We start from the raw sequence: 16,446 nt of genomic DNA on the forward strand, positions 1-16,446 counted from the left end.
ACAGACCGCTATTTCGCCGATATCCCCCATTTCCCACAATTAGTGATCCCACAGACCGCTATTTCGCCGATATCCCCTATTTCCCACGAATAACGATCCCACGGACCGCTATTTCGTCGATATCCCCCACTGCCCACAAATAACGGTCCCACGGACCGTTAATCTCCCGATTCCACAAATTCTCCGCGACTCGCCACTGGAGGTCTCGCACGCCGCTGTTTCGGCGGGGCGCTGCGTCTATACGATATAAAAAAAGTCCGCGGACTCCCATGGGGACTTGCCCCATGGGTCCACGGACTTCATCTGTTTCTTTATTTGACGATACGAATGCTGCCGTCGGACGACACCGTTACGGTGCCGGACGCCGATTCGATGTCGCGAATCGCCCAGTGGCTGGACGGTACGTCCGGCCAGGAGGAGGTCGAGACGGCGGTCGTCGGTCTCTCGAGCAACTGGTTCAGTACCCGTACCGCCTCTGCGCGGGTCAAGGTGCGATCCGGACGGAACGTGCCGTCCGGGTAGCCCTGCAGAATTCCCGCCTGCAGCGCCTGGCCGATCGCCGGTGACGCCCAGTGCCCTTGCACGTCGCTCGGGAGAGCGACCGACGTCCGATCCGCCGCTCCTGCCGGGAGCAGCCTGGCGACGATGCTCGCCATCTCCGCGCGGGTGACGGCGGCTTCCGGACGGAAGCGGCCCTGGTTATCCCCGCGCATCAGGCCCGAGCGCTGCATGTCGGCAATCGCCTCCGCAGCCCAGTGCTTGGCGGCCACATCTTGATAACCGCCAGCCTGTCCAGCCGCGGAAGCGTCCGCGCCCTCCAGGCCAAGACGGTGCAGGATCGTGGCGAATTCCGCGCGCTTGATCGATTGCGACGGACGGAAGGTGCCGTCCGGATAGCCGGACAGGTACGGCTCCAGCGTTCCGTCCGCCGCGCCGTCCTCGTCCGCGCCGATTCGCACAATCGTAAACGTGCTGAACTTGTCGACCTCGACGGCAATGCCGGCCACGCTGCCGTCGGTATTGTAACGAATTTCTCCGTGAGCCAGCTTCTTCTCTCCGTCGCTGTGCTCGATGTACACGTTCAGCCCCGAGAGCAGCCTTTGAGCCGCTGCCTTGTCGGCAGGCAGCTTCAAGCCGTCCAGACGGAACAGCAATTCCGTCTTGAAGCCGGTATAGTTCGTTTCAATCTGGATCGGATGTCCGATCACGGAAACCGGGAGGCTGCCCGCAGCTTCCGTAATCAGCTCCGCGTTCAGGACGCGCGTATCCACCGCTTTTCGCTCGCCGGCCGCAACGATCGGCACGACGCGGAAGTAGGCGTCCGTTCCCTTCAGGCCAAGCTGCTTCAGCGAATCGCTCCGCAGCTCGATGACGCCTTCCGGCAGTTCGATCTGCAGCGACAGCGCGTTGTCCGACAGAAACGTCAACGCTTGGGCGCTTAGACTCACGAAGCGCTCGGCGGCGGGATCGTCCGGCAGATCGTCCACTTGAATTCGCGCGACGTTCGTCTTGCCCTGCTTCGCTTTGTCCACGATGTCTTTCGCTTTGTCCGCGTCCAGCTTCACCGTATCGGTTACGCTGCCGTCCGGCCCGACGGTCCGGACGATCGGAATTTGCACGACCCAATCTCCCGCTCCGCCGGTAACCTTCGTCTGCCGCACGACCTCCGTCGTTGACGAGCCGGAGCTTACGCGGGTCACGCCGATGGAATACGTCTGCGAAACTTTCTGATCCGGCGATTCGACCCGAATGTTGATTGTATTCTGTCCCGTCGCCAGGCTTGCCGAGAAGCTGCCGCCTCCCTGCAGGGTTTTGCCCATCACGGTGACGGTCGCCAGCGGGTCGTTGGCGGTTGCCGTAATCGACACGCTGCTCTGGCTCACCTTCTGCTTCGTGCCGTAGCTCAGCTTGTACGGCGTAAAGATGTCGTCAATCCGCGCGCTCGCTTCCAGAGCGGACAGCAGCGGCGGCGCTTCCGGCGAGCCCTTCTGACGCACAACGTGAAGCGTATAGTCGCGTATGCTTCCATCCTGCGCGCTGACCTCAATCCGCACGGTCAGGCTGTCGCCGTCGTACGGAAGCGTCGCCGCGCTGCCGGTCAGAAGCTGACCGTTAACGCGAACGGCCGCGTCCGGATGGGCAACCGGCAGAAGCGTAAAGACCGTTGTCGCCTCCGGCACGTACACTTGATAATCCGCAATCTCCGGAGCAAAGCCCGGCGTCAGCACCGCGCCGCTCGTCTGAGTGCCCAGCTGACGCAATTCGGAGTCGCCGCTGTTTTCCCGCCAGACGCTAATCTGGTAGACGCGCGATTGCGCGCCGTCAGGCGACACGACGGTAACCGGAATGATGTTCTCGCCCGCTTGAAGAGCGATCAGCGGAGAGGCTTGCCCGCTTGGCACCGCGGTGCCGTCGACTTTAACCGTCGATCCGGCCTTCAACGCGCTTGGCGTCAACGTCACGCCTTCCACCGTATGATCAACATAGACCTCGTAGGTTTCTTCCGTTCCCGCAAAAGGAGCTGCGGCAATCGTTTCGTCCGTCTGCGATTTTATCGTCAGATCGCCGAGAAGAGATATGCTCGAACCTCCGCTGATCTGCAGCGCGTAGAGCTTCTCCGGCTCGCTGCCGGCCGGTTGAACCCGGATTTGCACCGTTTTCCCCGCGTCGGGCACATCGACTTCGACATAACCGTCAGCCGAAAGCGGCTGTCCGTCGATCGTTACCGTCGACGTTCCGACCATCGGAACCGCGAAGACGCGTACCCGGTTCGAATCGGCTTTCGCCTCATAGGCAAGCTTCCCGAACTGGTAGGCGGCGTCTAATGTTGCGCCTCCCACCGTCAGCGCCGCGAGATCGCCGGGGAAATCTTCCCACGTCCCGTCGCTGTCCTTCAGTACCTCAAAGCCGTATTCCGTTGTGTTGCCGGCCGCATCGGAAGCGACAATTTCCATCGGAATCCGATCCGCGTTGACGCTCCAATCGAGCGGAGCGTAGTAGACAAAGCGGCCCTCGTCATCCAAAGGCACGGTCGTGCCGCCGATGACCAGCTTGGCCCCGATGTCCGTCTGTCCGACAAGCAGCAGCTTGCCGGTGCTGTCCACCGAGCCGTTGAGCGGGATTGGCGTTCCCGCGTCATCCTTGCCGGAAACGATCAGCAGCGGCCCCGTACGATCTACGAACAGGCTGCGAGTCTCGAAGCTGCGGTCGCCGCGCTCGTTCACCGCTTCGACCAGCAGTTTGTATTCCCGCTCTTCCAGCGCGCCGACGTTCAACAGCACATTCAAATCAAAAGAGTGAACGCCGCCCGCCGCTATCTGAGCGCTGCTGCCAAGCAGCTGCCCGTCAATCGTCAGGGTTACCGCCGTCGTCTGATCGGCTTCGATGTTCAGCAGAGCATGGTCTGCGGCTGTAAAGAATATCACGCGGTCGCTGCCGTCGTAAGCTTGGACGGTTTTGGTTTTGACCGCAGCCGGACTGCCCCCGGCATCCAGCGACACGGCAAGCGCGGCCGGCTGCGGATTCGGCAGCGTCACGGCGACGCTTGCGGACAGCGGGCTAAGCGCGACCCGGCCGTCCGACTGGCCGATTGCCGATACCGCCACCGTATAGTCGGCGTTCGTCGGCAGTCCGGAAATGACCACTTGCTGGGTTGCGTCGGCCTGAGGCTCGATGTCCATCGCCGGATTAACCGGCTGGCTGCCCGCGCCTTCGCCGATCCATACCCGATATTTCTCCACCTGGCCGGATACGGACTTGAAGCCCAGTGATATTTCGCCATTGCCCGTCGACAGCAGTTCAAGCTGCGTCGGCGCGGCCAACGCATAGGAGGCTTTGACCTCCACCGTCTCTTCCGCAACGCCGTAAGCGGGCGCTTCGCCTTCGCTTGTCGCCGCGGCCGACAAATAATAGGTTCCGGGCAGCACCGAATCCGGAATATCGATCAGGAGCATGCCGGATGCCGGCAAAGCTTCCGCGAGCGCGTCTCCGATATAATCTTCCTTGCCGCCGGTCAGCATCAACGCGACTTCCGTGCCGGGAGCGGCATTCGCCGTCGACCAGGTCACGCGAATGCGATTGTCGGCCACCTTGGCTACGGATGCTTTCACCTCGGGCAGAGAAATCAGCTTCTGGATTTCCAATTCCGTCCGCGTGCCGTTCTGCACCAGCCATCTTCCGGCAGGCGCGTCCAGCAGAGAGATGTACAGCATGTCCCGGCCGTCCTCGGCAGGATAAGGCGTTGCGACCTGCGACTGCTCCGTCGGATCGCCGCCGGAGGAACCGCCCGGCACCCGGTCCGCCGCCGGCTGCACATACGCGTTGCCGCCCGGCGCTGTGAAGTCCAGCGTATAACGGGAGCCGTCCGGCTTCAGGATGACCGTGTCGGCATTGCCGCCGCTGACGGTCAGCATGTAGTCGCCTTTTTCCACCACGTTAAAATATTTCGAATAACGGCCTTCGTTAATCAGCGGCTTGATCGACTTGAACTTCCGGTTCAATTTATAGGCCAGAATGCTCGCAAAGCTGCTGCCGACCGCCTTCCACTGGCCTTTCAGCTCGCCCCCGTCGATCCATACGGTCATTTTCCGCTGGGCTTCGTCATAGATCATGTTCATACCGCTTGCATTCGAATCGGGCTGAATCGCATACTCATCGCCTGACGGCGTATACAGCTTCGTATGCTCGTCCGCTCCGTAAATTTCCACGATCGCCTGGCCGCTGGTCCATTTGTCCAGCTCGAACACCGTCGGATAAGCGGCGTCCTGCACCCACTGCCGGAGCTGATCGACAGTCGTATCCGCCGGCACGCGGCTCAAATGCGCCTGAGGACTAGTATGGGCGACAATCAGCCACGTTCCCGTTTCGGCAGCGTCCAGCAAAATGCGCTGACGGCCGTCGGCGTCCGTAAAGGCGTTCCGGCCCGGCTGACTCGGCGACGTTTCCAGATGATAGGGTCTGCCGTCCGGTTTGTAGAGAATCATTTCGGCGGGAGGCTCGTCCACTATCAGCTCATGAAGGCCGCGCTCCGTTACCAATAAGGAGGTAACCAGCCGCTCGCCGGTCTGCATCCAGACCTGAGCCAATTGCTCCAGCGTCAGCGAGCGGTTCGCGAACAGCAGCTCGTTAACGCGAATCTGGCTGTCGTCGCCAACCGTAAGCTTCCAGATGCCTTTACGCAAGGAAACCCGCATGAAGGTAAGATCCGATCCGGCATCGTAGACCGTCTCCGGCCTCACCGCGCTTTCGGCTTTCGGATTGTCGACGGCGGCAACCTTTAACGACGCGGTGCGCTGATCGCCCGTCATCACAATCAATGCCTCGTAAGCGCGATCCGACCGGAACGCGGAAGACGTCTGGCCTGCGGCCGCGTTCTGCACGGTCATCGGCAGCCCCTGCTCAACGGAGGTCAGCTGACCGTCCGCAAAACGCGCCTTCGCGTTCCGCTCCGCGGCGTCCTGCGGCTGCACGATTCCGTTCACCGGCGTCATCTCGTACACCTTCTGCATCTCGCCGGATGCCGTCGGCAGGGCGGCAACCGTGTTGAACCGGGCAAAGTCGAAGCTCTTCGCCCAATCGTCTCCGGCCGCAAGCCTGAAGTCTGACAGCCCGCTTGGCTCGGCGCCGATCAATTCCTCGAGAATGTCGCCCAGCGGCGCGGTTTTCTCGAAGAAATCGTCGATTTTGTTATAGAGGTTGCCGACGAAATCCAGCCCCTTCTCCCACCAGGACTTCTTCGGCGGCTCGGCTTCGACCTCGAACAAAATCGTATTGTTGCTGAACGTATACGACACTCTCGCATTAATTCCGTTGTGCTTCATCATCCCGATCATTTGCTTGTCGTTCACGCTTAAGACCACATCGCGAATCGTCGCGCCGCCGATGCGTGGAATGCCCTTCGGCACGTATACGGTCGCTTTCAGAATACCGTCGTATCCTTTTTTATTGAAGGAATACGCCGCGATTTTGCCTTTGATCGTATCGAAGGCGTTAATGTCGCCCGACGCCAGGAAACCCGGCTTCGAGAAGCCGTTGATCCCTGCAATCGAGGGACTAACGACCGCTTGCAAAGTCATGTTCTTGATCGGCAGCCAGTAGTAATATTCGATCCCCGTCGCGTCGAAGCCGTAAGGCGTCAGATTGACGGCGATCTCGTCGGTGCCGAGCAGGTTAAACTTGCTGCTCACCGCCGGATGCTTCTGCTGCGGAACGAGAACGTCCGTCACCGAACCGGATACCGGGAGACGCTGCGGTATTTGCGTCTTGCCGGCCAGCTTGTCCACGTTGCCGTACAAATAATCGACCTGCAGGCCTGTGGAGCCCAAATTCGACTTGTTGAACATGCTGAAGCCGATCTCGTCGAGCCGTCCTTGGTTCAGCTTCATACGCAGGTCGAAGCCGATGTCCGTTCCCGGCAGCTTGCCCTTGCCCTTCACGTTAACCATCGGATAACGGCTGTCGATGACGAAGGAAGTGTCGCTTACGTCGATCGGACCGACCTTAAAGCTCTTGTCCAGCGGGTAATCGCCGACCAGCTCGAACCGTCCGTAGCGATATTGCAGATCGTCGACGGCAATCGCTTTGGACACTTTCTGGCTGCCGACCATAAAGCCGAGCTCCAGAGAACCGGCCAAATTCACGCCGTCCTTGGTGAACGTAATCTTCGTCGGTTTAAGAGGCATATCGATGCCCAAATAATCGGCGGCCTTGCCGTCGCTCAAGACGATGGAGAAATCGTTCGAAGTCAGCTCGAAGCTTCCGTCGTACAGCGTATACGACGCGTTCGCCCCTTGGCCTCCCGTATTGACGTACAGGCGCCCTTCTCCGGTAATGACGGATTGCGCCGAATTGCTCTTGTCCACAACAAGGCTGCTGCCTTTGAACATAACGGTATTGTTAATCGCAACGACCTCGGAGACGTCGTTCAGCTCGTATACGTTCGGCGCCTCCGGAGTTTCCGTAAACGGTCCTTGCAGCCTAAGAACACTAAGCTCGTTGGCCGAGGATGTGCTTGGCACGTCCACCCACGCGAAATCGCGCGGCTTGTAGAAGTCCAGCGCAATCAACTGCAGCCCTTCCGGGAACGTATATTTTTCGGACGTATCTTTATCAGCTTCTTTATTATAGAAATCATGTTCAAGTACGACGTCATATTTTCCCGGGAGTAAATCCTCTTCCCAGGTCAACTCCAGTTGACGACCGTTCAAAATATTATATTTTAGCGTATGCTCGGCAGCGCCGTTCTTCAGATGAAAATGAATTTGATCCAGCGGCTTGCGCAGCAGATTGGTGATGCCTTCGCCGATGGCAACGATCCGCTTCCTGTCCTTTACATGGACGTAGGTCGCGCCGACGCGATCGAAACGAACCTCCGGCGGGAGAATATCCGTATCGTCCTCCAGCTCGAACGGCTTGATCTCGGTATAGCTCTTGCCTATTTCATTAACGGCAAAGCCCCGGGCTTCGTATTTAAGATGCCAGTCGAGACCGGTCAGTGTAACGGTAAAGGAGCCGACTCCTTGCGGATTTGTGCCCGTGTAGGGGACGGAAATCCATTCCTCGCTGCCTTCCTCCGTATACGGCCGATACTCCATCCCTCGCGAGCTGACTGTTCTGCCGCCAGTAGATTGAATTTCCGTAATAAAGCTGACTGTATCGTCAATATGCCCCGGATCGAAGTAGAAGAGCGGGCCGTCAACCAACTCGATGACGGGAGCGGACGGCGGCGTATAGCCGAACGCCCACGTTTCGTTCATTCGGCTGGCAGGCTCCGTATGATCCAAATGCGGCTGCTTATCAGGCGTTTGCGTTTGATGCATGGTATAGACACTTACAGTATCGCGATGACCGCCGAAAACGATAAATTTGGACCCGTCGAAAGCCATGCTGGCGCCCGTAATCGGAAAAGGTGTTATATTCGGCCAAAGCTGAAGCTGGCCCGGGTACCCAACGTCGTCCAAAAACGCGCCTTCAGACGATCCGAACTGCGGAGATTCCTCCCATTTCCCGTTGTGCCATCCATAGGCCATGCCGGTTCTCGGATAAGGATACATGGATGAAGGCAGCTTTAATTCCGGCACCAATACATTGTTGGAATGAATATAGTCCCGCGCTCCGCTGAAAATAACGGTTCGCTTGCCGTCGTACGCCATCGCATGGTCCCAACGGCCGAAATCCAGCGGGCCGGGCGTCGAGCTCCAGGTTTTCGTATCGGCATTCCAGATCCACAAAAACGGAGAGCTATCTTTAATCGTATGGCCGCTTACCGTCACCGTTCCCGTAATCCCGCCGTACATAACGGCCGTCTGACCATTGAAGCTCATCTGGCCGTTATACGCTCCGGGCGGAGAATCGCCCGGATCTGCCGGGGTCGCGTTCGACCAGGACGTTCCATCCCAAAGCCAGGTTTCGCGATTCGGCACCTTAGTCGAACCGCTAAGCGTATACCCCCCGAACAGAATCAGATTCTGTCCGTCAGAGGCCATCTGCGCACCGCTGCGCGCCGAAGGAGACGGCGTCAATCCGGTCATTTGCGTCCAGAAGCTGCCGTCCCATTTCCACGTATCGCCCAGCAAAGTGCCGGATTGCCCCTCCCCGCCGAAGAGAATGACGCTTTGGCTGACGGGATCGAAAGCCATTGCCGCATGCTTGCGCTTGGCCGGCTTGGTCGTCGGCAAAACTTCCGCCCAAGAGTTGATCGCGCCCCCGGTCCATATCCAGGTATCGTCCAGCAGGCTGCTGTTCCCCTCGCCTCCGAACATCACGACATTATTGTACTTCTCGTCGTAGGCCATGGCCGCCGCGTCTCTCGCATTCGGCTTAAATGTGCCTCCCGTCATCCGTTCCCAGGTATAATCGATCAAATGATCGTTTCCATAGGTGACGGTTGTTACGCTTGGCTCTTCAGGTTCGTAAGGCTCGTCAGGTCCGTAAGTGCTTTGCGTAACGCTGGTCGACTCATAGTTGCCTTGATCGCCGTCCAGATCCTCCGCATAAACGGAAGCGATGCCGCCCGCCTGTATCAGAGGAAAACATTGCAGCAGCAGCGCGACAACCAACAGTTTAGCCAGTCCCGTGTTCCAAGATTTGCGCAACAAGTCCGCTCCTCCATTCTTATAGTTGTTTCGGCCCATTATGTATCTCTCCCAATCGATAGAATTCGACTTTATTCTACACATCCGCTATAAACAAATAATAAACATTCCTGATTGGGCAGCCCGGCATGCGAAAAATAGATCGTTTCCCCCTTGCAACACTTGGCCGACTCTCCTCGTCTAATGATTCGAATCCGTTCGCAAAATCTGTTATGATTAAATCAGGAAGGGATTACATAATCAACCAACGGAATGGACTGAAAGGAATTAGAGAATGAAGCTCAAAAGAACTTTTCTGGTTTTAACTTCGCTGCTGATTTTGGGCGGCTTCGCGCTTGGCTTGCTTACGATCCGCTGGTACAATTCCTATTTCCCTTCGTTACATCGCGCGGTTCCCGCCCTCGTGCAGGCGATCGCGCTGGATAAATCCCCTTCCGTCTATTACGGGCTGAAGCCGACTCCGACCGAACCGGCCGGCGTGTATTACCGGGATCGCGTTCTTGTGCTCATGTATCATGACGTCAGCCCCGAGCCGAAGGACGGCAAATCGCTCAGCGTCGCCAACTTCAGGAAGCAGCTCGAGCTGATGAAAGCCAACAACTTCAAATGGATTACGATGAGCGAATACAGGGATTTCATTCTTCATTCGACTCACGTTCCCGACAACGCCGTACTGCTGACCTTCGACGACGGATACGAATCGTTGTACAGCCAGGCCTACCCGCTCTTGAAACAGTACGGAGCCCCGTCCGCCGCCTTCCTGATCGTCGGCAAGGTCGGAGACGACAAGGGCGCTTTCCCGAAAGCCGACTGGGAGCAGGTCAAGGAAATGCAGCAGGGCGGGGTCGAATTTTTCAGCCATACGTTCGACTCCCATCACTACGCTCCCACCGCTCCCGGCAACGAGGAGTTGAAGCCGCTGCTGGCCAAGCCGAAATACTTGAAAAAGGAAAAAAGGCTGGAGACCGAAGAGGAGTACGAGTGGCGCGTGACGGAGGACCTGCGGAAAGCAAACGAGGTTTTGCAAGCGGAGCTGGGCACGCCGAATTACGCGCTCGCCTTCCCTTACGGCGCGTATTCCCAAGCGGCGCTCGACATCTGCAAGCGGCTCGGCATCGACATCACCTTCACGGTGCGCAGCGGATTGAACGCCGCGGGCCAGACGAATGGATTTCGTCTCAACGCAGGCGGAATGGATAACGATCCGGCGCTGCAAGTCGAGCTGATGAAGAAGGCCGAGAAACGGCTCCAAACCGCATACTCGCCCTTCCTGTCCCCCATCGCCCGCAAATCGGTATTCATGATCTTGGCGGCCGCCTGGCTGGTCGTCGGACTCCTCTGGCTGCGGACCGGCTGGAGACTTCTTCAAGGACGCAGGCGCAACGTCGGCCTGTAAATTTTTTTGGAATACTCCTGTCGGAAAATGAAAGGCATGCCCGCCCCGCGCGATCGCATCGGGAGCTGCATGCCTTTTGGTTTGATTATCCGGGCCAGCGAAGCCCTTTCGGAAAATGGTTTTTGAGCGTGCCCTCGGCCAGCTTGCCCCAGCCGAGCGAATACCCGTCGACTTCGACGAGATGCCAGCCCTTCGGTCCTTCGGCCTGCAGGGCCTCCCCCTTCAAATAAGCAAACGTCTGCGGCGAATCCGCGTGCAGGCTCAGACGGTTGCGGACCTCTTCCCCCTTGAGCGACAATGCCAGCGCATGCGAGGGCTCGAAGCGGTTTTTCTTGAGCGTGCCCAGATGCCAGCCCGGGCGGACGACCTTCAACTGGTCGAGCGTGAGCATCCCGGAAGGCAGCAGGTACAGCTGGTCCCCGAACAAAGTAAATTCTCCCGCAGGCGTATCCGTCAGCGTCTCTTCGGCGAACGCGAAGTAATCCTTTAACGCCTTGCGGTCGGTCAAGCTCTTCGGATACTTGCGTCTCACAGGCTGTTCCTCGCCGTCCATCTTCCTCAGCACGGCGGCGTAGTGGCCATCGCCCCGTATGCGATGCGGCCACAGCCGCAGCGTCTCGCCGATGCCGGGCGCAGCGTCCGAAGTCCAGTCCGCCCGGCCCCGATCGAACCCTTCATAGGCTTGCGCGTCCTCCAGCGCAAATTCCGGATGAAGCTCCGCGAATCTGCTGATCGTTCCTTCGTTCTCCTCCGGAGAAAACGTGCACGTCGAGTAGACGAGCCGCCCGCCGGGCTTCAGCATCCTTGCGGCGCTCTCCAAAATATCGAGCTGCCGGCTCGCGCACATCGTCACGTGATCGGGACTCCACTCCGCGCAGGCGTCGGGATCCTTGCGGAACATGCCCTCGCCCGAGCAAGGAGCGTCGACCAGAATCCGGTCGAAGAATACCGAAAATCTCTCCGCGAGCCTGTCCGGCATCTCGTTGGTTACGACCGCATTGCGGACGCCCATCCGCTCGACGTTCTGGGACAGGATTTTGGCGCGTGCCGGATGCGGCTCGTTGGCGACCAGCAGCCCTTCCCCGTTCATCCGGCCGGCCAGATGCGTCGTCTTCCCTCCCGGCGCGGCGCACAGGTCGAGCACCGTTTCCCCGGGCAGGGGATTGACGAGCGCGCCGACGGCCATCGCGCTGGGCTCCTGAATATAGATCAGACCCGCCTCATGGTAAGGATGTTTGCCCGGCCGGTCTTCCTTTCCATAATAGAACCCTTCCGACGCCCAGGGCACTCCGCTTAACGCGAATGGAGCGATCCGGACAAATTCCTGCACGGACGCCTTTAACGGGTTCACCCTTAAGCCTTGAGCCTTCTCCTCGTCGTAGCTGGCGGCAAAAGCCTCGTATTCCTCGCGCAGCAGCTCTCTCATCTTGTCCAAAAATAATTGCGGCAATGGCATTGCTGTACCCTCGATCGGTTTTGTGTGGAATTAATTTTACTATAATTCCACCGATCGCCACAACCGATCAGCTTCCGAATTGCGCCCGATGCAATCTGCTGTAAGTGCCGCCCGCTTCGACCAGATCCTCGTGCCGCCCCTGCTCGGAGATGCCCTGGTCGGAGACGACGACAATGCGGTCCGCGCTGCGGATCGTCGCCAGCCGGTGGGCGATGACGAGCGTGGTGCGGCCCTGCGACAGCTCCGTCAGCGCCAGCTGAATCGCCGCTTCCGTCTCGGTGTCGAGTGCGGACGTCGCTTCGTCGAGAATGAGGATCGGCGGATTCTTGAGTATCATCCGCGCGATCGACAGCCGCTGCTTCTGCCCGCCGGACAGCTTGACGCCCCGTTCGCCGATCAGCGTGTCGAGCCCGTCCGGCTGCGAGCGGATCATCTCTTCCAGCTGCGCGCGCCGCGCCGCCTCCCAGATTTCCTCCTCGGTCGCCTGAAGCTTGCCGTAGGCGATGTTCTCCCGGATCGAACCGTCGAACAAGAAAACATCCTGCTGCACGATCCCGATGTGGGAGCGCAGCGATTCCAGCTTCATCCGGCGAATATCGATGCCGTCGACCAGAATCGCCCCCGCGTCCACGTCGTAAAATCTCGGCAGCAAGGAGCAGAGCGTCGTCTTGCCCGCCCCTGACGGCCCTACGAGCGCAACCGTCTCTCCCGCGCGAATCGAGAGGTTTACGTTAACGAGCACCTTGTCCTTGTTCTCGTAGCCGAACGTAACGCCTTGGAAGACAATGTCTCCTCTGGCCTGCTTCACCTCGACCGCGTCCGGGGCGTCGGCCACGTCCGGCTCGGTCTCCAGCAGCTCCAGAAACCGCTTGAAGCCGGCGATCCCTTTCGGATACGTCTCGATAACCGAGTTGATCTGCTGGATCGGCCCGAGGAAGACGTTCGAGAGCATGATGAAGGCGATGAATTCCCCGTAGGTCATGCGGCCCTGGATGACGTACCAGGTTCCGCAGACGAGCACGAACAACGACACGGCCTTCATCAAAATAAAGCTCAGCGACGAGTTCCAGGCCATAATGCGGTAAGCGACCAGCTTGGCCAGACGGAAACGGTTATTGTTGTCGGCGAACTTGGCCATCTCGTGCTTCTCGTTGGCGAACGCCTGAACGACGCGGATGCCGCTGACGTTGTTTTCCACGCGCGCGTTGTAGTCGGCGATGTTCGCGAACATCTTGTCGAAGGCGACCGACATTTTGCGGCTGAAGTACAGCGACAGGTAGATCATCAGCGGCACGATAATAAAGGTAAGCACCGCGAGCTGCCAGTTGATGCTCAGCATGATGCCGAACGCGCCGGCCAGCGTCATCACCGCGATGAACAGATCCTCCGGCCCGTGGTGCGCGATCTCGCCGATGTCCATCAGATCGTTCGTCATCCGCGAGACGAGATGCCCCGTCTTCGTGTTGTCGAAAAACCGGAACGACAGCTTCTGAACGCGGTCGAACAGCGCTTTGCGCATGTCCGTCTCGATGTTGATGCCCAGCTTGTGGCCCCAATAGGTGACGACGTAATGCAGCGCGGAGCTGACGAAGTATACGCCGAGCAAGCCCAGGCAGGCGTACAGAATCCAGACCCAGTTGCCGCTCGGCAGCAGATCGTCGACCACCCGGTTGACCGCCACCGGGAAAGTCAGCTCCAGCAAAGCCGCCAATATCGCGCAGCTGAAATCGAGAATGAACAAACCTCTATAAGGTCTGTAATAAGCAAAAAAACGTCGCAGCATAAAGCTTCGCGCCCTCCCGGCAATACCATATTTTAATGATTACGTTCTTTGCGATTGATAATCATTATCATAATGATGATAGCGGGCATGGGAGAAAAATGCAATGGATTTTATTCGCCTTATAATTGGACATTTGGGTCTATCGGGACTTAATCGCCGCCTGCCTGAGCTTGCAGGCCGCTGTCGGCAATAAAAAAGCAGGGGGCGCGTTCGCCCTCCTGCCGATTCCTGACGTGCGGCGCTTTCGGCGCCGTTAACCCGCAAGCCTCTTCCGGCTCACGCGGGGCCTTGCTGACGTAGGCTTCCGCCGGCTTACACTTCCGTCGTCTTGATCGAAGCCCCGTTTCTGAGTGTGTTGCCGATCGTGCACACCTCTTCGGCGCTCTCGATCAGCTCCCGCTTGTAGGCCTCGTCCAACGAGGAGGGCAGCTTCAGCGACACCTCGAAATCCGTGAACCGGTCCGTCACGCCCTTCCCCTTGCGCACGATCACATCGATCTCGATCTCCGAGGCGTCGTAGTCGATTTCGTCGCGGGCCAGCTTCTTCTGCATCGAGATCGACACGCACAGACCGAGCGCCGCTTCCAGCAGCTCCTTCGGGTTAAGCCCGTTAAGGTTCGGCCCGGTGCTGCCGATCACCTGCAAGCCCGCTCCGTTGTAGATTACGTTTTGGCCTTGCGTAATTTTCACCGTTGTCATCGCCGTATCTCTCCTTGGTTGTCGTATTATGCGTAATGGCAGGCGACCCGGTGGTCCTCCCGCACTTCTCTGACGGCCGGCGCTTCGACCCGGCACCTGTCCGTCGCCAGCGGACAGCGCGTGTGGAAGACGCAGCCGGTCGGCGGGGACAGCGGAGAAGGAATCTCGCCCTTCAGAATGATCCGCTCCTTCAGCCGGCTGCGGGTATAATCGGGCACGGCCGACAGCAGCGCCTTCGTGTAAGGATGCCGGGGCGCTTCGAACAGGTCGTCCGTCAACGCCTCTTCGACGATCGTCCCCAGGTACATGATGCCGATGCGGTCGGAAATGTAGCGGACGACGCTCATGTCGTGCGTAATGAACAGCATCGTCAAGCCAAGCTCCGTCTGCAGCTCGCGCAGCATGTTCAAAATTTGCGATTGAATCGACACGTCCAGCGCGGACACCGGCTCGTCGCAGATCATAATTTTCGGATTGACGATCAAAGCCCGGGCCAGACCGATCCGCTGCCGCTGCCCTCCGGAAAATTCGTGCGGATAACGAAAATAATGCTCCGGCTGCAGGCCGACGACCTCGAGTATCCGGAACACCTGCTCCTGACGCTTCTGCCGGTCGCCGATCTTATGAATGATGAGCGGCTCTTCGAGAATGTCGCCGATTCGCTTGCGCGGATTCAGGGAGGAGAGCGGGTCCTGGAACACGAACTGGATCTCGTTGCGGAACTTGCGCAGCTCCCGCTTCGACAGCTTGACGAGGTCTTGCCCGCGGTAGAGAACCTCTCCGGAGCTGGGGGGCGTCAAGCCGAGAACGGCGCGCCCGGTCGTACTCTTGCCCGAGCCCGATTCGCCGACAAGGCCGTACGTCTCCCCTTCATACAGACGAAAGGATGCTTCCCGCACCGCGTTCACATATGCCTTGGCCCCGAACAGCTTGCCGAACGAGCCGTATACCGGAAACTTCTTGACCAGAGCGTTTACTTCCAGAATCGGTTCAGCCGCCGACCGCTTCGCCATCTCCGCTCCTCCTCTCCGTCAACCGGTTGATCTTCTCGTAATGCCAGCATTTGACCCGGTGGCGCTCGTCCGCCTGCGCCATCACCGGGTCCTCGCTGCGGCACTTCTCGTCGGCGTAAGGGCATCTCGTCGAAAATCCGCAGCCGCGCGGAATGTCGGACAGCGAAGGAACGGTCCCTTCGATAACGTGCAGCTTCTCGCGGCGGTCGCCCTCCAGCTTCGGAATCGATTGGAGCAGCCCCTGCGTATACGGATGCAGCGGCGAACGGAACAGCCGCTCCGTCGTCGTCTCCTCGACGATCCGTCCCAGGTACATCACTTTGACCCCGGTGCAGATTTCCGACACGACGCCGAGATCGTGCGTAATGAACAGCACGCCCATGCCAAGCGTCCGGTTAAGCTCCGTGATCAGCTCCAGAATCTGCGCCTGGATCGTCACGTCGAGCGCCGTCGTCGGCTCGTCGGCGATGAGCAACTTCGGCTCGCAAGCCAGTGCCATGGCGATCATCGCACGCTGCTGCATGCCGCCGGACAGCTGGTGCGGATAATCGTCCACTCGCGTTTCCGGGGAAGGGATGCCGGTCAGGCCGAGAATCTCGATCGCCTTCTTGCGCGCTTCTTTCCTGGACAGCTTGCGGTGGAGGCGAAGCGCCTCCTCGATCTGGTTGCCGATCGTGTACACCGGATTCAGCGAGGTGAGCGGGTCCTGAAAAATCATCGAGATTTCGTTGCCCCGAACGGCCCGCAGCTTGGGCAGCGGCATAGCCAGCAAATTTTCGCCCTCAAACAGGACCTCTCCCTCGTATTCGACGGAATCGGTATGCTCGAGCAGTCTCAGGATGGACTGGGACATTACGCTTTTGCCGCAGCCCGACTCGCCCACGATGCCGATAATCTCCCCGCGGTCCATGGAGAAGCTGACGCCGCCGACAGCCGTCACTTTTCCTCTGTCCGTATGAAAATGGGTTTTTAAGTCGTTGATTTCCAATAGAGGCGTCTGCTTCATG

The 16,446-nt window shown here is 59.0% G+C and carries 7 protein-coding genes; 1 reads left to right on the forward strand and 6 read right to left on the reverse strand.

The features are described 5' to 3' along the window. Positions 1-311 precede the first annotated feature (311 nt). A complete protein-coding gene (locus tag ACFFT4_RS10440) occupies positions 312-9,095 on the reverse strand; it encodes a cadherin-like beta sandwich domain-containing protein (RefSeq protein WP_378047386.1) in 8,784 nt (2,927 codons plus the stop codon). 271 nt (positions 9,096-9,366) lie between these two features. On the opposite strand from ACFFT4_RS10440, the gene ACFFT4_RS10445 reads away from it, so the two are divergent. Continuing rightward, positions 9,367-10,488 (forward strand): polysaccharide deacetylase family protein, encoded by a 1,122-nt coding sequence (locus ACFFT4_RS10445; protein WP_378047388.1) that lies wholly within the window; start codon positions 9,367-9,369, stop codon positions 10,486-10,488. Between the two features lie 85 nt (positions 10,489-10,573). Here the strand turns inward: ACFFT4_RS10445 and ACFFT4_RS10450 are convergent, their stop codons facing one another. The 5 genes from ACFFT4_RS10450 to ACFFT4_RS10470 all read right to left on the reverse strand — a co-directional run bounded on the left by ACFFT4_RS10450 (position 10,574) and on the right by ACFFT4_RS10470 (position 16,445). After that, positions 10,574-11,944 (reverse strand): RsmF rRNA methyltransferase first C-terminal domain-containing protein, encoded by a 1,371-nt coding sequence (locus tag ACFFT4_RS10450; protein ID WP_378047390.1) that lies wholly within the window; start codon positions 11,942-11,944, stop codon positions 10,574-10,576. Between the two features lie 67 nt (positions 11,945-12,011). After that, a complete protein-coding gene (locus ACFFT4_RS10455) occupies positions 12,012-13,727 on the reverse strand; it encodes an ABC transporter ATP-binding protein (protein ID WP_378047392.1) in 1,716 nt (571 codons plus the stop codon). Between the two features lie 312 nt (positions 13,728-14,039). Beyond that, positions 14,040-14,426, reverse strand: a complete 387-nt coding sequence (locus ACFFT4_RS10460; RefSeq protein ID WP_378047393.1) for an OsmC family protein — start codon at positions 14,424-14,426, stop codon at positions 14,040-14,042. Positions 14,427-14,452: 26 nt separating this feature from the next. Further along, positions 14,453-15,439 (reverse strand): ABC transporter ATP-binding protein, encoded by a 987-nt coding sequence (locus ACFFT4_RS10465; RefSeq protein ID WP_378047395.1) that lies wholly within the window; start codon positions 15,437-15,439, stop codon positions 14,453-14,455. Beyond that, positions 15,417-16,445, reverse strand: a complete 1,029-nt coding sequence (locus ACFFT4_RS10470; protein ID WP_378047396.1) for an ABC transporter ATP-binding protein — start codon at positions 16,443-16,445, stop codon at positions 15,417-15,419. The genes ACFFT4_RS10465 and ACFFT4_RS10470 overlap by 23 nt, the downstream gene beginning before the upstream one ends. Position 16,446: the final 1 nt, after the last annotated feature.

The sequence above is a fragment of the Cohnella cellulosilytica genome (genome assembly GCF_042431195.1).
GTDB classification, from domain to species: domain Bacteria; phylum Bacillota; class Bacilli; order Paenibacillales; family Paenibacillaceae; genus Cohnella; species Cohnella cellulosilytica.